The sequence below is a fragment of the Mesorhizobium sp. P2_D5 genome (assembly GCF_056404355.1).
Map to the genome: position 1 here is coordinate 215,921 of NZ_JBFUEE010000001.1, position 19,224 is coordinate 235,144.

The 19,224-nt window shown below is 62.3% G+C and carries 15 protein-coding genes; 13 read left to right on the plus strand and 2 right to left on the minus strand.

Annotated features, from left to right (window positions below; translation table 11 throughout):
• Nucleotides 1–147 precede the first annotated feature (147 nt).
• The 7 genes from AC1DYW_RS01030 to AC1DYW_RS01060 all read left to right on the plus strand — a co-directional run bounded on the left by AC1DYW_RS01030 (nucleotide 148) and on the right by AC1DYW_RS01060 (nucleotide 9,395).
• On the plus strand, nucleotides 148–1,587 hold the full coding sequence (locus AC1DYW_RS01030) for a pyridoxal-phosphate dependent enzyme (protein ID WP_457151061.1): 1,440 nt from the start codon (nucleotides 148–150) through the stop codon (nucleotides 1,585–1,587).
• Nucleotides 1,584–2,768, plus strand: coding sequence for a trans-sulfuration enzyme family protein (locus AC1DYW_RS01035; RefSeq protein ID WP_457151060.1), 1,185 nt, complete (start codon nucleotides 1,584–1,586; stop codon nucleotides 2,766–2,768). Before AC1DYW_RS01030 ends, AC1DYW_RS01035 begins: the two co-directional genes overlap by 4 nt.
• 292 nt (nucleotides 2,769–3,060) lie before the next feature.
• Nucleotides 3,061–4,032 carry a GlxA family transcriptional regulator gene (locus AC1DYW_RS01040; protein WP_457151059.1) on the plus strand — a complete coding sequence of 324 codons (972 nt, stop codon included), beginning with the start codon at nucleotides 3,061–3,063 and terminating at the stop codon, nucleotides 4,030–4,032.
• A 321-nt stretch (nucleotides 4,033–4,353) separates the two neighbouring features.
• Nucleotides 4,354–5,658 (plus strand): M24 family metallopeptidase, encoded by a 1,305-nt coding sequence (locus AC1DYW_RS01045; protein ID WP_477224810.1) that lies wholly within the window; start codon nucleotides 4,354–4,356, stop codon nucleotides 5,656–5,658.
• Nucleotides 5,659–5,910: 252 nt separating this feature from the next.
• Nucleotides 5,911–6,591: an isochorismatase family protein gene (locus AC1DYW_RS01050; protein WP_477224811.1), complete on the plus strand. Its 681-nt coding sequence runs from the start codon at nucleotides 5,911–5,913 to the stop codon at nucleotides 6,589–6,591.
• Nucleotides 6,588–7,547, plus strand: coding sequence for an alpha/beta hydrolase (locus AC1DYW_RS01055; protein ID WP_477224812.1), 960 nt, complete (start codon nucleotides 6,588–6,590; stop codon nucleotides 7,545–7,547). The genes AC1DYW_RS01050 and AC1DYW_RS01055 overlap by 4 nt, the downstream gene beginning before the upstream one ends.
• Before the next feature lie 207 nt (nucleotides 7,548–7,754).
• Nucleotides 7,755–9,395, plus strand: coding sequence for an ABC transporter substrate-binding protein (locus AC1DYW_RS01060; protein ID WP_477224813.1), 1,641 nt, complete (start codon nucleotides 7,755–7,757; stop codon nucleotides 9,393–9,395).
• A 335-nt stretch (nucleotides 9,396–9,730) separates the two neighbouring features.
• On the opposite strand, the gene AC1DYW_RS01065 is transcribed toward AC1DYW_RS01060, so the two are convergent.
• Nucleotides 9,731–10,243, minus strand: a complete 513-nt coding sequence (locus AC1DYW_RS01065) for a hypothetical protein (RefSeq protein WP_477224814.1) — start codon at nucleotides 10,241–10,243, stop codon at nucleotides 9,731–9,733.
• A gap of 621 nt (nucleotides 10,244–10,864) precedes the next feature.
• Here AC1DYW_RS01065 and AC1DYW_RS01070 point away from each other — a divergent pair.
• Both AC1DYW_RS01070 and AC1DYW_RS01075 read left to right on the plus strand, forming a co-directional pair.
• Nucleotides 10,865–13,003, plus strand: a complete 2,139-nt coding sequence (locus AC1DYW_RS01070) for a DEAD/DEAH box helicase (RefSeq protein ID WP_477224815.1) — start codon at nucleotides 10,865–10,867, stop codon at nucleotides 13,001–13,003.
• Nucleotides 12,981–13,634 carry a DUF2290 domain-containing protein gene (locus AC1DYW_RS01075; protein WP_477224816.1) on the plus strand — a complete coding sequence of 218 codons (654 nt, stop codon included), beginning with the start codon at nucleotides 12,981–12,983 and terminating at the stop codon, nucleotides 13,632–13,634. The genes AC1DYW_RS01070 and AC1DYW_RS01075 overlap by 23 nt, the downstream gene beginning before the upstream one ends.
• On the opposite strand, the gene lepA is transcribed toward AC1DYW_RS01075, so the two are convergent.
• Nucleotides 13,631–15,436, minus strand: a complete 1,806-nt coding sequence (lepA, locus tag AC1DYW_RS01080) for a translation elongation factor 4 (RefSeq protein WP_477224817.1) — start codon at nucleotides 15,434–15,436, stop codon at nucleotides 13,631–13,633. The genes AC1DYW_RS01075 and lepA overlap by 4 nt on opposite strands.
• A gap of 228 nt (nucleotides 15,437–15,664) precedes the next feature.
• Between lepA and AC1DYW_RS01085 the strand changes: the two genes are divergently transcribed.
• The 4 genes from AC1DYW_RS01085 (at nucleotide 15,665) to msrA (ending at nucleotide 19,112) form a co-directional block, all read left to right on the plus strand.
• On the plus strand, nucleotides 15,665–16,729 hold the full coding sequence (locus tag AC1DYW_RS01085) for a TadE/TadG family type IV pilus assembly protein (protein WP_095083855.1): 1,065 nt from the start codon (nucleotides 15,665–15,667) through the stop codon (nucleotides 16,727–16,729).
• A 376-nt stretch (nucleotides 16,730–17,105) separates the two neighbouring features.
• The gene (locus tag AC1DYW_RS01090; protein ID WP_477224818.1) at nucleotides 17,106–17,804 is read left to right on the plus strand and encodes a DUF1223 domain-containing protein; all 699 of its coding nucleotides are present in this window, start codon (nucleotides 17,106–17,108) and stop codon (nucleotides 17,802–17,804) included.
• Nucleotides 17,805–17,953: 149 nt separating this feature from the next.
• The gene (locus AC1DYW_RS01095) at nucleotides 17,954–18,229 is read left to right on the plus strand and encodes a hypothetical protein (protein WP_457151296.1); all 276 of its coding nucleotides are present in this window, start codon (nucleotides 17,954–17,956) and stop codon (nucleotides 18,227–18,229) included.
• Nucleotides 18,230–18,374: 145 nt separating this feature from the next.
• A complete protein-coding gene (gene msrA, locus AC1DYW_RS01100; RefSeq protein ID WP_457151293.1) occupies nucleotides 18,375–19,112 on the plus strand; it encodes a peptide-methionine (S)-S-oxide reductase MsrA in 738 nt (245 codons plus the stop codon).
• Nucleotides 19,113–19,224 lie beyond the last annotated feature (112 nt).

Consider the following 19,224-nt stretch of genomic DNA (forward strand, 5'->3'; position numbering starts at 1 on the left):
AGGGCGGCGCCGCCAGATTGTGGAATGACATTCTCCATCTGGCCGGTTGATTGGCACGATCTATCTTCTTTCCGACTGCAAAGGGCTGGAAAAGAGGATACGCTGCCGCTCTGCCCCGAGGCGGTCGCTTGATCATGGAGCATCGATATGAGCGAGCAGAAGATCGCCGCGGCGGGCAGTGCGTCCCCGGAAAGCGCAACATCCCGCCTGCGTCCGCCCTATGCGTCGGTTCTCGACCTGATCGGCCAGACGCCGGTGGTCGAGCTGACCAAGTTCGACACCGGCAAGTGCCGCCTGTTCATCAAGCTTGAAAGCCAGAACCCCGGCGGCTCTATCAAGGACCGCATCGCACTGTCGATGATCGCCGCCGCCGAAAGGCAGGGCAAGCTCAGGCCAGGCGGCACCATCGTTGAGGCAACCGCCGGCAATACCGGCCTCGGTCTCGCCCAGGTCGGCATCCCAAAGGGTTACCGCATCGTGCTGGTCGTGCCCGACAAGATGTCGCGCGAAAAGATCCAGCACCTGCGCGCGCTCGGCGCCGAAGTGCGCATGACCCGCTCCGATGTCGGCAAGGGTCACCCCGAATACTACCAGGACATGGCGGAGAAGATCGCCGCCGAAGTGCCTGGCGCCTTCTATGCCAACCAGTTCGCCAACCCGGCCAACCCGCTGGCGCATGAAACGACCACCGGTCCGGAAATCTTCTCGCAGCTCGGCGGCGATGTCGATGCGGTGGTCGTCGGCGTCGGCTCCGGCGGCACGCTGACCGGGCTTGGCCGCTACTTCGCCAAAGTGTCGCCGAAGACCGAAATGGTGCTCGCCGATCCGGTCGGCTCGGTGCTGGCGCCGCTGATCAAGACCGGCAAGATGGAAGAGGCCGGCAGCTGGACGGTGGAAGGCATCGGCGAGGATTTCGTGCCGCCCAATGCCGACCTGTCGCTGGTGAAAAAGGCTTACGCCATCCCTGACAAGCAGAGCATGCTGGCCGTCCGCGACCTCTTGTCGAAGGAAGGCATTCTCGCCGGCTCGTCGTCGGGCACGCTGTTGTCAGCCGCCCTGCGCTATTGCCGCGAGCAGACGGTCGCCAAGCGCGTCGTCACCTTCGTCTGCGACAGCGGCAACAAATATCTGTCGAAGGTCTTCGACGATTTCTGGCTGGCCGAACAGGGCCTGGCCGAGCACGAGCAGCATGGCGATCTGCGCGACCTGGTCATGCGCACGCACCGTACCGGCGACACCGTCTATGTCGGCCCGGACGAAAGCCTGCTCAACGCCTATGGCCGCATGCGCCGCTCGGATGTCTCGCAGCTGCCGGTGCTAGACGATGGCAAGCTCATCGGCATCGTCGACGAGAGCGACATCCTCGCCCATGTCGACGGCCCCTATGACGGCCGCTGGGAGCGCTTCAACGGCCCGGTGCGCACGGCGATGACCTCCAGCCTGCACACGCTGCAGGCCAGCCAGACGCTCGACGCGTTGCTGCCGGTGTTTGACCGCAACGAGGTCGCCATCATCTTCGACGGCGACGAGTTCGTCGGCCTGATTACCCGCATCGACCTGATCAACCATTTGAGGCGCGCACGATGACCAGCCACACACCACCACCATCGGGCAAAAATCGCCTGGCCTTCTCGACGCGCACCATCCATGGCGGCCAGAGCCACGACCCGCTGACCGGCGCGGTGATGGTGCCGATCTACGCCACCTCGACCTATGGCCAGCAGTCGCCCGGCGTGCACAAGGGTTTCGAATATGCCCGCAGCCAGAACCCGACGCGCTTCGCCTTCGAACGTGCCGTGGCCGACCTCGAAAGCGGGTCGGCAGCTTTTGCCTTCGCCTCGGGCCTGGCGTCGATCGCCACCGTGCTCGAGCTGCTCGACAGCGGCGCCCATATCGTTGCCACCGACGACATCTATGGCGGCTCCTTCCGGCTGATGGAACGGGTACGCAAGCGCTCGGCCGATCTCAAGGTAAGCTTCGTCGACTTCACCGACCTCGCCGCCGTCGAAGCGGCGATCCGCCCCGAAACGAAACTGCTCTGGGTCGAGACGCCGACCAACCCGCTGCTGCGCATCGTCGACCTCGAAGGCGTCGCCGCCCTTGCCAAACGCAAGGGGGTTCTCACCGTCGCCGACAACACGTTCTGCAGCCCCTACATTCAGCGGCCGCTGGAGCTCGGCATCGACATCGTCGTCCACTCGACGACAAAATATCTCAACGGTCATTCCGACATGGTCGGCGGCGTCGCCGTGGTCGGCGACAACAAGGACCTCGCGGCCCAGCTGAAATTCCTGCAGAACGCCATCGGCGCCATCTCGGGTCCCTTCGACAGCTTTCTGGCGCTGCGCGGCCTGAAAACGCTGGCGCTCAGGATGGAGCGCCATTCCGCCAACGGCCTCAAGATCGCGCAGTGGCTGGAGGCCCGCAAGGACGTGCGCCGGGTCATCTATCCCGGCCTCGCCAGCCATCCGCAGCACGCCATCGCCGTCCAGCAGATGCATGCCTTCGGCGGCATGATCACGGCCGTGCTCGACCGCGACCTCGCCGGCACGAAGCGCTTCCTCGAGCGCACGCAACTGTTCACGCTAGCCGAAAGCCTCGGCGGGGTGGAGAGCTTGATCGAGCACCCCGCGCTGATGACGCATGGCTCGATCCCGGCGGAGAAGCGGATGGAGATCGGCATATCGGATTCGCTGGTGCGGCTGTCGGCGGGCATCGAGGACGGCGATGATCTGATTGCGGATCTCGACCAGGCGCTGGGGGCGTGAGCGCACGCCGCAGCTCGCACGCGTGAATATTCGCCAATGTCGGCGCCGCCCCTCATTGCCCTGCCGGGCATTTCTCCCCGTATGGTGACGGGGAGAAAGAAGCTGGCCGCAACGCCGTCGCCATCCTTGCAATGCTGATGGATTGGCGAAACCATGATGACAGCGTCCCTCTCCCGTCACTATACGGGGAGAGGATGCCGGCAGGCAGGTGAGGGGCAGCGCCAACCTCTCGCAATATGGGTTCACCACCCCCGTTGACCCCGAACCCCATCTGCCCGAATTGTAGCGCCCCATGGCAGCGCACGCCCCTCAAAAACCCGCCGAAACGCCCCTCACCTTCGCCGTGCTGGTGTTTCCCGGCTTTCCGATGATGGCGTTCAGCTCGGTCATCGAGCCACTGCGCGCTGCCAATGTGCTGGCCAAGCGGCAGTGCTATCGCTGGATCATCGTCGGGGCGACCCCTGGGCCGGTCGAGGCCTCGAACGGCGTCGTCATCCAGCCGGGCTTTTATGCCAGGGATGCGCCGAAGGTCGACCGGATCGTCGTCTGCTCGGGCGGCGATGCCGACCACCTCGTCGCCGAGGACGCCGCCAGCTGGATCCGCAAAAGCCTGCGCAACGGCGCCCATATCGGCGCGGTGGCGGATGCCGCGTTCTTCCTGGCGCGCGCAGGCCTGCTCGACGGCCATGCCTGCACCTTGCACTGGACCAGCCAGGCCGCCTTCACGGAGGCGTTCCCCAACATCGAGCTCAGGCGCGACCTCTATGTCATCGACCGCAAGCGCTTCACCTCGGCCGGCGGCGTCGGCAGCCTCGACATGATGCTCGAGATCATCACCCGCGACTATGGCGCCGAGCTTGCCGCCGGCGTCGCCGAATGGTTCGTGCACAGCCAGCTGCGCTCCAGCATCGACCGCAAGATGATGCCGCTGCGCCTGCGCACCGGCGTCCAGAACGAGCTGGTGCTGTCGGCTATCGCCATCATGGAGGACGCGGTTGAGGAGCGGCTCGGCATGGCCGAGCTCACCGCCAGGCTTGGCGTGTCGTCCGACAAGCTCGAACGCTCCTTCCGCTCCGAACTCGCCATCTCGCCCAATGGCTACTACCGGCGGCTGCGACTGAAGCGCGCCGCCGACCTGCTGGCGCATTCCACCCTTGCCGTGCGCGACGTGGCGCTGGCCTGCGGCTTTGCCTCGATGTCGAGCTTTGCCCGGGCCTTTCGGGAGGAGCATGGGCATCCGCCGAAACTGGCGCGGCGGCATTAGGGTGGCGGACGTACTAGGCGCGGGGTCGAGTTCCGTCCCACCCCCCTCTGTCCTGCCGGACATCTCCCCCGCAAGGGGGGAGATTGACTGCACCTCCGCTTTCATCAATCTCAGATGCTGCAAGAAGGGCGGTGGCATCGAAACTGCCGATCTCCCCCTTTGCGGGGGAGATGTCCGGCAGGACAGAGGGGGGTACTGTCCCTCCAGCGCCCCGCACTAACTGCCAGCGGCATCCCGCATAACCCCTGCGGTTTTCCGCACAATCGTTCCGCCTCTCGTGCGCCATGCTCAACCCTCGCAACCCAGCCAAGGCCTTACCCCATGAGCATCGTCGTTTTCGACCCCGACAGCACGCAGGACGTCGACTTCAAGGATCGCATGCGCCACCCGGCGGCGGCCGATCCGGCCGGCGGCATGTGGCTGTCCGACACCGAGCCGTCCTTCATCGATGCGGATGCTTTGCGAAAAGGCCGGCTGGCAAAGCTGCGCGGCTGGATGCGCGAGGCCGGCTATGGCGGCGTCGTGCTTTTCGATCCGTATAACCAGCGCTATGCCACCGGCTCGCGCAACATGTTCGGCTATTTCCTGCGCAACTCGACCCGCTATTTCTTCATCCCCACCGTCGGGCCGATCGTGCTGTTCGAATACCCGCAGAGCTACCACGTCTCGATGGTGCTCGACACGATCGACGAGGCGCGTCCTTCCAAGCTGGTCTGGTCGTCGGTGTCAGGCCGCGACGACGAGACATCAGGCCCGTTCGCCGACGAGATCGCCGAGCTTTTGAAGCAGCATGGCGGCGGCTCGATGAAGCTCGGCCTCGACCGCTGCAGCCATCTGCAGGCCCTGGCGCTGGAGAAGCGCGGCTGCGAGGTCCGGGATTGCCAGGGTGAGATCCTCGCCGTGCGCGCGGTGAAGACGCCCGAGGAAGTCAAATGCCTGCAAGTGTCGATGGCCGGCGCCGAGGCTGCCGTCTATGCCGTGCGCGAGGCGATCAAGCCCGGCGTATCGGAGAACGACCTGTTCGCCATCATGTATGGCGAGGTCATCCGCCAGGGCGGTGAGTTCATCGAGACCCGGCTGTTGACCTCCGGCCAGCGCACCAACCCGTGGTTCAACGAGGCCAGCGGCCGCAAGGTCCGGCCCGGCGAATTGCTGGCGCTCGATACCGACACCATCGGCTGCTACGGCTATTATTCGGATTTCTCCCGCACCTTCCGCTGCGGGCCGGGCAAGCCGACGTCCTACCAGAAATCGCTCTACCGCATGGCGCATGACCAGGTTCAGCACAACATCGGAATCGTCAAGCCCGGCATGGCCTTCCGCGAGATCGCCGAAAAGGCCTGGAAGATCCCCGACCGCTTCGTCGACCAGCGCTACACCTCGGTCATGCACGGCGTCGGCATGCATGGCGAAACGCCGTTCATCGCCCACGCCATGGATTACGAGACCTATGGCCGCGACGGCCATATCGTGCCAGGCATGGTGGTCAGCGTGGAAAGTTATATCGGCGAGAAGGGCGGCCGCGAGGGCGTCAAGCTGGAGGACGAAATCCTGATCACCGACACTGGCACCGAACTCCTGTCGCGTTTTCCGTATGAGGACGAGTTTTTGGAGAAGCAGGTTTGACATCCCTCGTCATCCTAGGGCGGAGCAAGGAGCATAGCGACGCGGCGCAGACCCTAGGATCCATGCCGCGACCTAAGCGCGCTGCTACGGTGCGGAATCTGCTCCGCTGCACCCGTCGATCAACGACACGGCATGGATCCTCGGGTCTGCGCGTCCGCTTCGCTCCCGCTTCGCCCGTGGATGACGAAGTCGGGGAGGCTTCCCCACGGCTTGCAACAGAACGGCGATGACCAGGAACCCAGGCACATCCGCATGAAAACCCCCATCGCCCTCAAGCGCGGCACGGTGGCCGCGGTGTTCATCGATCTGCAGGAAGAGCACCGGCAGGACCCCCGCTATCTGGTCGAGGGTTTCGCTGGCATCCTCGCCAACGTCCAGCGCCTGCAGGCGGCGGCGCGGCAAAACCATGTGCCGCTTTACCACTGGGCCTACATCGTCGACCTCGACAAGCAGGATCGCCCCTTCCATCCGCTCGGTGCCGACGGCAAGTCGGCCTTTTCCGACAAGAGCGACCCGCTGACCGAAATCTGCCGTGAAGTCGCGCCCGCCAAGGACGAGGCCCTGCTGATCAAGGCCGAGGCCAGCGCCTTCCGCACCGGCCCGGCGGCCCGCAAGCTCAAGTCGGTCGGCATGGAATGGCTGGTCGTTGCCGGTGTGTGGACAGAGGCCTGCATCGACGCCACGGTGAAGGATGCCGTCGCCAAGGGGTTTCGCGTGCTGCTGGTCAAGGATGCCTGCGGCAGCGGCAGTGCCGCCATGCACCAGACCGGCATCCTCAACCTCGCCAACCGGCTCTATGGCGGCGCCGTCACCGACACCGAAGGCGCCTGCCGCCTGCTGGCGGGGGAAAGCGTCACCGCCTGGCAGGTCGAAGGCTCGGTGCCGCTGCGCTTCACCTTTGAAAATGCGGCGGAGCTCTACGCCGAGCTATGACGGCCGGACCAAGCACTAGCCGCGGCAAATACGAAACGCGGCTCGACCCGGTTTTGTGGGCCTATATCGACGCGGTCAACGCCTGGTATCCGCCCGAGATCATCGGCCTGCCGATCGATAAGCAGCGCGCCGTCTACGACAGGATGTGCCGGGCCTTCCATCAGGGCCGCCCGCCGGGAGTCAGGGCCAGCGACGGCCTGATTGCCGCCGCCGGCCGCGACATCCCGGTCCGCCGCTACCAGCTTGCCGGCAAGGCGGCAGCGGCGATTGTGGTCTACTATCATGGCGGCGGCTTCATCCTCGGTGGGCTCGAGAGCCATGACGACATCTGCGCCGAGCTCTGCGCCGGCACCGGTTTCGACGTGCTGTCGGTCGACTACCGGCTGGCACCGGAGCATGTCCACCCCGCCGCCTTCGACGATGCCATGACCGCCTTCGAATGGGCGGCAGCGGCCACCGGCCTGCCGCTCGTGCTGTGCGGCGAAAGCGCCGGCGGCAACCTCGCCGCGGCAGTGGCGCGGGCGACTCGCCGCCACGCCGCGATCGGCCAGGTGCTGATCTATCCCGAACTCGGCGGCGACGAAGGTGCGGGCTCCTATGTCGAGCACGCCGACGCGCCGCTGCTGTCGGTGCACGACATCGCCTTCTACCGCGACGTCCGCTCGACCAAGGCGCAATCGGCTGACGATCCGACCTTCTCGCCGCTGCGCGGCCGCGATTGCTCCGGCCTGCCGCCAACGGTGATCGTGTCAGCCGAATGCGACCCGCTGTCGTCGGATGGCGAGGCCTACCGCAACCGCATTCTGGCCGCCGGCGGCAAGGCGTTCTGGCACGAGGAGCCCCGCCTCGTGCACAGCTTCCTGCGCGCCCGCACGACAGTGCCGGCGGCGGCCGAAGCGTTTGCGCGGATCATCGCGGCGGTTGGCGCACTGGGCCGGGGTGAGTGGCCGTATTGAAGCTCAGACCGTGACGCGCCAATCTCCCCCTCGTGGGGGAGATCGGCTGTCCCTTCTGCGGAGCACCGCACAATCACTGCGGAAAACCGAACACTCCGCTACGTCACCCCGCTTTATCATTCACCTCTCAGGCAATGGCGCCCCGGCGGTCGCGTCCGCCCCCCGCGCCTGTCGACCGGCCGGGGCGCCCAACAAGAGGGAACGACGATGAAATTCATGCTGACCGACAGGAAACTGCACCCCCGGGCAAAGCCCGTCGCCGACGATTTCAGGATGGGCGGCATCACCCGCCGCGAATATCTCGCGCTGATGGCCGGCCTCGGCGTCAGCGCCGCCGGAGCGCTGGCGCTCGGCGGCCTCGTCCCCATCCCTGCTCGGGCGGCAGAACCCAAGCGCGGCGGCACCTTGCGCGTCGCCATGAACGTCAAGGGGTTCAAGGACCCGCGCACCTTCGACGGCGTCGAAATGTCCAACGTCGCCCGCCACTGCAACGAATATCTGGTGCGCTGGAACACCGACTTCTCCTTCGAGCCCTGGCTGCTCGAAAGCTGGGAGGCGAGCGACGACGCCAGGACGCTCACCCTGCATGTGCGCAAGGGCATCACCTGGTCGAACGGCGATGCCTTCAACGCCGACGATGTCATCCACAACCTCACCCGCTGGTGCGACGCCTCGGTAGCCGGCAATTCGGTCGCCGCGCGCATGGGCGCGCTGGTCAATGCCGACACCAAGAAGCTGGTCGATGGCGGCATCCAGAAGGTCGACGACTTCACCGTAAAACTCAATTTGCCAAAACCCGACATCTCGCTGATCGCCGGCATGGCCGACTACCCAGCGCTGATCATGCACCGCTCCTATGAGGGCGGCGGTGATCCCATGAAGGCGCTTTCCATCACCACCGGCCCCTGCGAGCTGGTCAGCTGGAATGCCGAGACCGGCGCCGAGGTGAAGCGCAGGGATAAGCCGTGGTGGAAGGGCGAATTCTGGCTCGACGGCATCAAATGGGTCGACTACGGCTCCGACCCCAATGCCATGCTGTCGGCCTTCGAATCCGGCGAGATCGACACCGACCACGAAACCGCTTCCGATGCCGTCTCGCAGACCGACAAGATGGGGCTGAAGAATTCCGAGATCGCCACCGGCTCCACCATCGTCGCCCGCTTCAATGTCGGCAACGCGCCCTATGACGACGCCAAGGTGCGCCGCGCCGCGCAACTCGCCGTCGACAATTCGGCCGTGCTGACGCTCGGTCTCGGCGGCCGCGGCAAGCCCGCCGACAACCACCATGTCGGCCCCATGCACCCCGAATATGCCGACATCGGCCCGGCCAAGCGTGACGCGGAGGGGTCGAAGAAACTGCTCGCCGAGGCCGGCAAGGCCGATCACGAGTTCGACCTCATCTCCGTCGACGTCGAATGGCAAAAGAGCACCGGCGACGCCATCGCCGCGCAGATGCGCGAGGCCGGCTTGAAGATCAAGCGCACCGTGCTGCCCGCCGCCACCTTCTGGAACGACTGGAGCAAATACCCCTTCTCCTGCACCGAATGGCTCGGCCGCCCGCTCGGCGTCCAGGTGCTGGCGCTGGCCTATAAATCCGGCGCCGCCTGGAACGAGAGCGCCTACGCCAATCCGGAATTCGATATGCTGCTCGACAAGGCGCTGGCGATGCCCGACGCCAAAGCACGCAAGGAGATCATGGCCAAGATCGAGCAGAATTTGCGCGAGTCCGGCATCATCATCCAACCCTACTGGCGCTCGGTCTACCGCACCTACCGCAAAGGCATCGAAGGCTGCGAACAGCACCAGGCGCTCGAGCAGCATTTCGAGAAGGTGTGGATCGAAAGCTGAGCGGTAACCGTCCTTGGTTCCTCGCCCCCGTGAAACGGGGGAGAGGTGGCCCGGCGAAGCCGGGACGGAGAGGGGGGCGACATCCGCGAAGTCAAAGTCGCGTCGAGGACAGAGGGCTGACTGGCACGACAGGAAGCCTATACGGAACCCTTGAAGCAAACCTCCCAGAATCGGCGCAGGCCCCTCTCCGTCCCGGCTTTGCCGGGCCACCTCTCCCCACTTCGTGGGGCGAGGAACCCAAGCCTGAGAGAGCCGCAGCCAGATGAGGGGCGGCGCCAACGTTCACCTTCCTTCTCCCCCAGGGGGAGAAGGCAAGGAGCGCGGCCCCCACCTCATCACCGCCCGGGCCTCACCAAAGTCCAGATCCAGCCAACGAAGGTCAGTACCAGGAACGGATAGCCGGCGGCGGGCAGCGGCGACGAGGTCGGCAGCAAGGGCGTGCCCCACAGGATCATGCCCACCGAGGCGACAAACAGTACGGCAGCCACGACAGCGGTGAGCCGCATCCACAAGGCAAAAGTGTTCGGCGCGCTGACCGAGACCAGCCCGGCCGCCCAAAGCGAGATGCCGCCGGCATAGGAGGGGACGCTGGCCTGCAGGCCCGCCGCATTGCCGGCCAGCAGCAGGCTCTCGCCGGCGAGGAAGGTCAGGAACCCGGCCGCGACGCAGTCATTGCCCAGCCGCTGATACTTCATCGTCAGCAGCGCGGTCGCCACCACAAGCGCCACACCATCGATCGCCCACAGCGTCTCGCGCAGCGCGTCGCTGCCCACGAAGGTGCCGGCAAGTCCGAAGGCGCCGCCGATGGCCAGCCCGACAGCGGCAACGGTGTCCGAAGTGGAACGCATGTGATGTCTCCCCCAAGCTGCGGGAGGATACGGCAGGGTGACGGGTTGTCAAAGGGGAGCGCGATCTTCCCATGGTTGCGAACCCAGCTCAACAAAAGGCCGGCTTTTGTGCCGGCGGGTTTTCACGTCGATAGGAATTTATTCTTGACAGGGTGAGGACAGCCATGCTACATATTTCCTTATGGTGCTGATTTGCGCCAATGACCCGTTGCCGAGGCGGGTTTTTACGTTTGATGCTTCGTCAAAGAACGCGTCGGCGAAGGCTTCGAAGGACCCGTTAACCCGGATTCGCTTCCCTTCTCCCCCTGTGGGACCCATAGGGCGGGCGAGGCCCGTAACTCGCCCAGGGCGGTGGATCGCCGCAAAGCGGCAAGACGGATGAGAGGTGTTACAGCTTGGCGAAACGTCACCGGTGACTGCTACAACACGGTAAAACCACCCCGCCTCGCTCCGTCCAGCACCCCTCATCCGTCTCGGCGCTGCGCGCCGACGGTCTCGATTGGCGAGGTGAACAGAGTGAATCTAAGGCGTGCGAGCGGTCCCACCGCCCGCTAGGATTGCAAAACTACCGCCAACCATCACATCATAGCAATTAGGTTTGAAGACGGGTAAGGCTCTCCGATGATTGATGTTGTCTACGGCAATGAGACCCTGAGCGAGACTCAAAGGGAGCTTACCAAAGAGATCAAGAAGGCCGACTACGACGGCACCTTGTTTATCGGCTATCCTATTCTGACATCCGCGAGCGGCGCATTCCAAATCGATGCTCTCCTAACCACGATCCAAAAGGGGATCGTCGCATTCGATCTGTCAAATTTGAACGCAACTTACCCAGATGGAGTGCCCTCAAACGTACTTGATCAACAGGACCAAATATTTTCAGCCATAACCTCCAAATTAACCGAAGATGGTAGGCTTGTTACTCGTCGTCAAGTGAGAGTTCCGATAAATATCGTAACCATCTCCGAAGATTTTAACGGAGAATCTGCGGGATCTTTCGTATCAACAACTGATAAAATTTTGGAACTCATCGAAAGTTTTCAATCTCTCAATAACAACGATTTCCAGATATTAAATTCAGTCATCGAAAGAACGACAACGCTGCGACCAAGAAAGCAAAGAAGCGACCTATCCAAAGCGAATTCCAAAGGTAGCCAGATAAAGCTAATTGAAGGGAAAATTGCCAATCTGGATGCAGCTCAGAAACGCGCAGCCATCGAGTTTCCCGACGGCCCGCAACGCATTCGTGGTCTAGCAGGTAGCGGGAAGACCATCGTCCTCGCGATGAAATCCTCGTACCTGCATCTGAAAAATCCATCATGGCGTATTGCACTAACTTTTTATACGCGATCACTTTATCAGCAGCTTACTGGGTTGACGAGAAGGTTCTCATTCGAGTTTGTAAAGGACGAACCGGACTGGAATAAACTCACCATACTACATGCGTGGGGTAGTTCTTACACTAAAGGAATTTATGCTGAAATAGCAGAGCGCGTCGGCGCACCGGTCCGCAATTACCAATACGCCAGAGATAAATACATCTATGGCCATGAATTCGAAGGTGTAGTCAACGAGTTATATGAATTCGTTATGAAAAATACGAACAGAATATCACCTATATACGACGCCGTGTTGATAGACGAGGCCCAAGATTTACCGCAAAAATTCTTTGAATTAATCTACATGTTCACAAAACCTCCCCACCGTATTGTCTATGCTTACGATGAGCTTCAAACCCTCAATGAGACGGAGATGCCGTCGCCTCAAGAACTATTCGGAAAGAGATCCAACAACCGCCCGCGCGTGACACTTGCTAATCTAGAAGATCGGCCTAAACAAGATATCGTTCTTCCCGTCTGTTACCGTAACACTCAATGGGCGCTTACCACCGCGCATGGGCTTGGCTTTGGTGTTAAGCGCGGCAAGGGCCTAGTGCAGATGTTCGAAAGGCCATCGACGTGGGAAGAAATCGGCTACGAGTTGGTGACAGGGCAACTCCAACTGGGGCAACCTGTCAGTCTCAGACGGTCGGCTTCGGCAACACCATCTTTCTTTGCGGAGATTTTGAATGAGAAAGATGCGGTTACGTTCTCTTCACACCCAACGGAGGCTCAAGAATATGAGGCTCTTGTAGCTTCTATCAGGAAAAATCTGGAAGAGGACGAGCTTGAGCCTGACGACATCCTAATCATAGTTAGTGAAATCCAAAAGATACGCACTAAAGGCGGCGCAGTTATGCGCGCATTAGCGGAAGCTAAGATTCCATCGCACATAGTAGGTGTTACACAATCTACGGACGAGGTGTTTTCAAAGTCGTCGGTTGCTATAACTCACATACACCGCGCGAAGGGAAATGAGGCCCCCATGATCTATGTGATTGGAGCTGACTACTGCTTTGATGGCTTTAACATTGGCACTCTAAGAAATGTGCTTTTTACGGCGATCACTCGCTCCAAAGCCTGGGTCAGAATTAGCGGTTGCGGCACCCAGATGGATCGGCTGATTCAAGAGTTTAGCGAAATTCGCGCTGATGAATATTCTCTAGATTTTCGTTATCCGACGAAAAAGGAATTAGGTCGCATAAAGACTCGCTATCGAGATGTATCCGACATAGAGGCGAAGACCATCGAGGCAGATCTTGAGAGTTTGAGTCGTTTGCTACCTCTAATTCAGAGCGGACGGATATCGCTCGCTGACCTTCCAGAGGAAGTTGCCGGAGCATTGAGGTTTTTGGTCGATGAAGCCGGCGACTCTCAATAGTTTCATAGGGAGTTTATTTGAGATCGGGCTCGTGTCCCAATCTCACGGGTTGAGAACCAGCCCTATCGGCAATGGTCGCCTGGCGATCGAGGTTGGTGATACCGGGCAGACTGAAAGCCATGTGCCGGAGTATGAAAACTCACTGCAGCACTACGTCGATTTGTTTAATGAGGGCAAATACTCATTACTTATGCTTGATGGTGGGCTGATATTTCTGAAATATCAATTCGTACACGCGGGGTCTCAGATCGCGTGGCATCGATTTGGGTACATGCCTGCTGTGGTTAAGCTTGACGTTGGCGCTGGCGAGGGTCCTGGAGATTTACCTCCACCGGAAAAATACATTTTGACACCTCGTAAGGCGTCGTTGCGCTTTGAATACGCCCCCGAGGAGGCTGCGGACCTCCATCCGGCGTCGCACGTGCATGTGAACGTGCCCAATTGCCGAATTCCGGTCTCATCGAGATTGGGAGTGGCGGAATTCATGCATTTTGTTGTAGAGAATTTCTATCCTGAGTTCCTGACCGCCTTTTCTGCAATTCTGCCTGCCGCGATCCAATATCACGACGATTTGGCGGTTCCGGATCGGCAACGCTTCCGGATTGCAGCTCCAGACTTACAACAGGTCTAATCCCCCATCTTCAGTGCCTGGATAAACGCCTCCTGCGGGATATCCACTTTGCCGAACTGGCGCATCCGCTTCTTGCCCTCTTTCTGCTTGTCCAGCAGCTTGCGCTTGCGCGAGACGTCGCCGCCGTAGCATTTGGCGGTGACATCCTTGCGCAGCGCCGAGATGGTTTCGCGGGCGATGACCTTGCCGCCGATGGCGGCCTGGATCGGGATCTTGAACAGGTGGTGCGGGATCAGCTCCTTCAGCTTCTCGCACATCTGCCTTCCGCGCTTTTCCGCCGCCGTGCGGTGCACCAGCATCGACAGCGCGTCGACCGGCTCCTCATTGACCAGGATCGACATCTTCACCAGGTCGCCTTCTTTATAGTCGGTCAGATGATAGTCGAACGAGGCGTAGCCCTTGGAGATCGACTTCAGCCGGTCGTAGAAATCGAAGACGACTTCGTTGAGCGGCAGATCGTAGGTCAGCATGGCGCGCTTGCCGACATAGGACAGGTCGGCCTGAATGCCGCGCCGGTCCTGGCAGAGTTTCAGGATGCCGCCGAGATAGTCGTCGGGCGTCAGGATGGTGGCGCGGATCCATGGTTCCTCGATCGCCGAGATCTTGACCACGTCGGGCATGTCGGCCGGGTTGTGCAGTTCCTTCATCGAGCCGTCGGTCAGCAGCAGCCGGTAGACGACGCTCGGCGCGGTGGCGATCAGGTCGAGGTTGAACTCGCGCTCCAGACGCTCCTGGATGATTTCCAGATGCAGCAGGCCAAGGAAGCCGCAGCGATAGCCGAAGCCGAGCGCCGCACTCGTTTCCATTTCATAGGAGAAGCTGGCGTCGTTGAGGCGCAGTTTGCCGACCGCGGCGCGCAGATCCTCGAAATCGGCGGCGTCGACCGGGAACAGGCCGCAGAACACCACCGGCTGCGCCGGCTTGAAGCCGGGCAGCGCCTTGGCGGTGGCGCGCTTGTCTTCGGTGATGGTGTCGCCGACGCGGGTGTCGGCCACTTCCTTGATCGAGCCGGTGAAGAAGCCGAACTCGCCGGGGCCGAGCTCGTCGACATTGATGCGGGCGGGCGTGAACACGCCGGTGCGCTCGACCAAATATTTGGCGCCGGTGCCCATCATGCGGATGGTCTGGCCCTTCTTCAAGACGCCGTCGATGATGCGCACCAGCACGATGACGCCGAGATAGGCGTCGTACCAGCTGTCGACCAGCATCGCCTTCAACGGGGCCGTGGCGTCGCCCTCGCGCGGCGGCGGCAATTGGTGGACGATGGCCTCCAGCACGTCGGGAATGCCTAAGCCGGTCTTGGCCGAGATCAGCACGGCGTTGGAAGCGTCGATGCCGATCACCTCCTCGACCTGCTCGCGGATGCGCTCAGGCTCGGCGGCCGGCAGGTCGACCTTGTTCAGCACCACGACGATCTCGTGGTTGTTGTCGATCGCCTGGTAGACATTGGCCAGCGTCTGCGCCTCGACGCCCTGCGAGGCGTCGACCACCAGCAGCGAGCCCTCGCAGGCGGCGAGCGAGCGCGACACTTCATAAGCGAAGTCGACATGGCCGGGCGTGTCGATCAGGTTGAGGATATAGTCCTCGCCATTGTTGGCGCGGTATTTCAGCCGCACGGTCTGCGCCTTGATGGTGATGCCGCGCTCACGCTCGATGTCCATCGAGTCCAGCACCTGTTCCTTCATGTCGCGCAGCTCCAGCCCGCCGGTCAGCTGGATCAGCCGGTCGGCAAGCGTGGATTTGCCATGGTCGATATGGGCGACGATGGAGAAATTTCGGATGTGGTCGAGGGGCGTGCTCATGGCGGGCGCTTTAGCAGGGGCTTGTTGCTGCGGCAAGCGCTGTACCGCTGCAGGGCAAGCGCCGTACCGCTGGCGGGCAAGCGGCAGTGCTGATGCCGGGGCGCGGGAACTTGTCGGCTTTATCGGGGGATGTCGCGGAAAGTCGATAAATTTTAACCAAGTGCGTTAGAGCAATATTCGTGACTGCCATGTTAGCCCGTGGAGATATTCGTTTGTAAGGATCACGACATGCGGGGGTTAGCAGGCAGGTTTGTCAGGTCGAGGAGCGGCTCGTTCACGCCGATCCTCATCTTCGCCATGATGCCGATTATTGCCGCCATCGGCTTCTCGGTCGACTACACCTCGGCGGTCCAGACCAGGTCGGACATGCAGTCGGCGCTCGATGCCGGCATCCTGTCGATCACCACGATGGCGACGACCTCGACGCTGGCGCAGCGCCAGGTGGTGCTGCAGGATTCCTTCGCCGCCAATGGTGCACCGACGGGGGCCACCGCGACGCTGAACAGTTTCGTGGTCGGCACTGACGGCACTGCCACCGCGCAGGCCACGGCAAATTATTCCATGCCGACCGTTTTCATGCAGATCGCCAGGATCAACACTGTGCCGGTCGCCGTCGCGTCGGCGGTGAGCAAGTCGCCGGCGCTGGTGCAGACCACCTTCAAGGTAACCGGGGTGTCAGGTTACTGGAACAAGACGATGACGCTCTACGGCACGCAATTCGGTGCCACGGTGGCCAAACCGCTGATGACGATCAACTATACCTATGGCAACACCAAGGATCCCAAGGGCTACGGCACCACCACTGTCAACACAATCACCAATTCGGGCGGCCAGGACGTCACCACGATGGTCCAGAAGCAGGTCTGCTCCGTCGGCAACAATCCGCCGAACGGGGTGTCGGTCAAGACCGATGCGAGTGGTACGAAATATTACTGTGTCGATACGATGTATCCGTCCACTGGCTCCGGCGCGGTGATCGATGTCAGCCAGATGAGCGGTCTCTACCTGCAGATGGACGTGCCATCGGGCAACCCGACAAAGCTGATGTCGAACGATCCGAACACCTCCAACCGGCTCTACAATGGGGTGAGCGCGAACGGCCTGACGGAGATCGCGACCGGGCAGAACGTCGACATCTTCAGCATCGTGCCCTGCGGCATTCCGGGCTATCAGGCCTGGGAGGACGGCGGCAATGCGGTGCCGGCACCAGCCTCCAATGCCGACTTCTTCTACACCGTCACCGGCAAGTGCGACTTCAACAAGCGGCCCTCCGAGACGCTGCTGACGCAGTGAAGCTGCCAATCTCCCCCATCGTGGGGGAGATGGCCGGCAGGCCAGAGGGGGGCGCTGTCCCGCCGACCTTGCCATTGTCGGCGATGTCCGCCCTCACTTTTCTCAGACCGATCTGACCATCATTGCACACTGTCGCGCGGCGCCACCGTCGATCGCGCCTCTGTTGGTGCTCTATGGCGCCCCCCTCTGTCCTGCCGGACATCTCCCCCACGAGGGTGGAGATCGGCTGCCGCGACCGGTTTTGCCGATCTCCAGCGTCGCAAAGGCGCTATCGACAACGATCACAAACCGGTGAGCGCTGTAACAAAGCCTCGGCCGGCGGCGAAGTGGGGACATGAGCGGCGCATCGGGGCGCCGTCACCCACGGAGCCAGCCGATGTCGCGTTCCTGCAAGTCACTCGTCGTGTCCAGCCTCGGCGCGCTCGCGCTCGCCACCTCGCTGGGTGCGGCGCAAGCCCAGCCGCTCACCGTGGTCGAGCTGTTCACCAGCCAGGGCTGCTCGTCCTGCCCGCCGGCCAACGCCAATCTGATCAAGGTCAAGGACCAGCCGGACGTGCTGGCGCTGTCCTTCAACGTCACCTACTGGGACTATCTCGGCTGGAAGGACACATTCGGCCGCCAGGAATTCACCCAGCGCCAGGTCACCTACGAGCCCTCCCTCGGCCATGACGGCCCGTTCACCCCGCAAGTGGTGGTCAATGGCCGCGCCGATGTCGTCGGCGCGGCACCGGGCGAAATCCAGCAGCTGATCTCGAGCACCGACCGCGCCAGCGGCCCATCTCTGTCGCTCGACGGCGGCAAGGTCAGCATCGGCGCCGGCTCGGCGCCGGGCGGCCGGGCCGATGTCTGGCTGGTGCACTATGCCAAGGGTGTCGTCGAGGTGCCGGTGGCGCGCGGCGAAAACACCGGCCGCACCTTGCCGCACGCCAATGTCGTGCATTCGCTGGAGAAGCTCGGCAGCTGGACTGGCGATGCCACCGCACTCGATGTGCCGGCCGCTTCAGGCGGGCTCAGCACCGCCGTGCTCGTCCAGTCGCCCGGCGGCGGACCGATCCTGGCCGCCGCGACCAACTAAAATTCCCTGCGCATCGTCCCGGAAAAGATCATGCGCAGACAACGACCCGCGCAACGCCGCAGCAGCGGCGCCGCGACAACCCGGCCCACCCAAAGAGGTGCGCCATCATCCCCAACCCCAAGGAGACCATCATGACGACCTTTTCCCGGATGACATCGTCGGCCCGCTTGACGCTGCCGGCACTGGCTCTCGCTTTGTGCTCGACGGCGCTGTTTGCCGGCGGCATCGCCCGCGCCGACGACGCGACCAATGCCATGAAGCCCGCCGTCAACGCCATGAAGCCGGCGACCGACGCGATGAAACCGGCCGACGCCATGGCACCCGACGCGATGAGCACGAACGCCATGAAGCCCGCGGACAACGCCATGAAGCCAGCCGCCGATGCGATGAAGCCGGCAACGGATGCCATGGCCCCGGCCAACTAGGGTTGACGCTGCTTCCGGCTTCGGTCCTGACACCAGGACCGGATCTGGACGCACGTGAAAGTGAGGCTTCGGCCGCAACTCACCCGTCGCATGATCCTCTCTTATCCAATAGACTCCACATGATGGACGTCACAGGAGCTCAGCCATGACCGACATTCGAAAACCAGTCGCCAGACGACAGTCGAATTTTGCCAGGAGCGCGCTCGCCGCGTTGGCGCTTGCCGCCGTGGGCGCCGCCTTCTGGCTGACGCCGGCGGTTTCCGCCGAGGACGCGGTGGTCATCCCGCCGCCGTCGATCGACGAGAAGGCAGCCGGCGGCAGTGAGAAGGCGATCTTCGCCGGCGGCTGCTTCTGGGGCGTGCAAGGCGTCTTCCAGCACGTCAAGGGCGTCAGCAAGGCGGTCTCCGGCTACACCGGCGGCAGCAAGGACACCGCCGTCTACGAGACCGTCGGCTCAGGCAGCACCGGACATGCCGAATCCGTCGAGATCACCTATGATCCGTCTGTCGTCACCTACGGTCAGCTGCTGCAGGTCTATTTCTCGGTCGCCCACAACCCGACCCAGCTGAATTTCCAGGGTCCCGATTCAGGCACGCAGTACCGCTCGACGATCTTTGCCGAAAACGATGCGCAAAAGAAGATTGCGCAGAGCTACATCGCCCAGCTCGACCAGGCCAAGGTGTTCCCCAAGCCGATCGTCACCACGCTGGAAACCGGCAAGACCTTCTATCCGGCCGAGAACTACCACCAGGACTTTTTGACCCTGAACCCGACCTATCCCTACATCGTCTACAACGACCTGCCCAAGGTGGCGAACCTCAAGCAGCTGTTCCCGGCGCTGTACAGCGAGAAGCCGGTGCTGGTGCTGTCGGCCAGCAACTGAGGCAGCTTTGACGAAGAGGCGTCGGCGCGACAGCGCCCCCTCTGCCCTGCCGGGCATCTCCCCCTTTGAGGGGGAGATTGGCAGTTCCGCCGTCCCGGCCACCTCACAGCGT

Bases quoted from the DNA above. Each gene is read 5' to 3' on its own strand.
- AC1DYW_RS01030 (WP_457151061.1), top strand. From the start codon at position 148: ATGAGCGAGCAGAAGATCGCCGCGGCGGGCAGTGCGTCCCCGGAAAGC.
- AC1DYW_RS01035 (WP_457151060.1), top strand. From the start codon at position 1,584: ATGACCAGCCACACACCACCACCATCGGGCAAAAATCGCCTGGCCTTC.
- AC1DYW_RS01040 (WP_457151059.1), top strand. From the start codon at position 3,061: ATGGCAGCGCACGCCCCTCAAAAACCCGCCGAAACGCCCCTCACCTTC.
- AC1DYW_RS01045 (WP_477224810.1), top strand. From the start codon at position 4,354: ATGAGCATCGTCGTTTTCGACCCCGACAGCACGCAGGACGTCGACTTC.
- AC1DYW_RS01050 (WP_477224811.1), top strand. From the start codon at position 5,911: ATGAAAACCCCCATCGCCCTCAAGCGCGGCACGGTGGCCGCGGTGTTC.
- AC1DYW_RS01055 (WP_477224812.1), top strand. From the start codon at position 6,588: ATGACGGCCGGACCAAGCACTAGCCGCGGCAAATACGAAACGCGGCTC.
- AC1DYW_RS01060 (WP_477224813.1), top strand. From the start codon at position 7,755: ATGAAATTCATGCTGACCGACAGGAAACTGCACCCCCGGGCAAAGCCC.
- AC1DYW_RS01065 (WP_477224814.1), bottom strand. From the start codon at position 10,243: ATGCGTTCCACTTCGGACACCGTTGCCGCTGTCGGGCTGGCCATCGGC.
- AC1DYW_RS01070 (WP_477224815.1), top strand. From the start codon at position 10,865: ATGATTGATGTTGTCTACGGCAATGAGACCCTGAGCGAGACTCAAAGG.
- AC1DYW_RS01075 (WP_477224816.1), top strand. From the start codon at position 12,981: ATGAAGCCGGCGACTCTCAATAGTTTCATAGGGAGTTTATTTGAGATC.
- lepA (WP_477224817.1), bottom strand. From the start codon at position 15,436: ATGAGCACGCCCCTCGACCACATCCGAAATTTCTCCATCGTCGCCCAT.
- AC1DYW_RS01085 (WP_095083855.1), top strand. From the start codon at position 15,665: ATGCGGGGGTTAGCAGGCAGGTTTGTCAGGTCGAGGAGCGGCTCGTTC.
- AC1DYW_RS01090 (WP_477224818.1), top strand. From the start codon at position 17,106: ATGTCGCGTTCCTGCAAGTCACTCGTCGTGTCCAGCCTCGGCGCGCTC.
- AC1DYW_RS01095 (WP_457151296.1), top strand. From the start codon at position 17,954: ATGACATCGTCGGCCCGCTTGACGCTGCCGGCACTGGCTCTCGCTTTG.
- msrA (WP_457151293.1), top strand. From the start codon at position 18,375: ATGACCGACATTCGAAAACCAGTCGCCAGACGACAGTCGAATTTTGCC.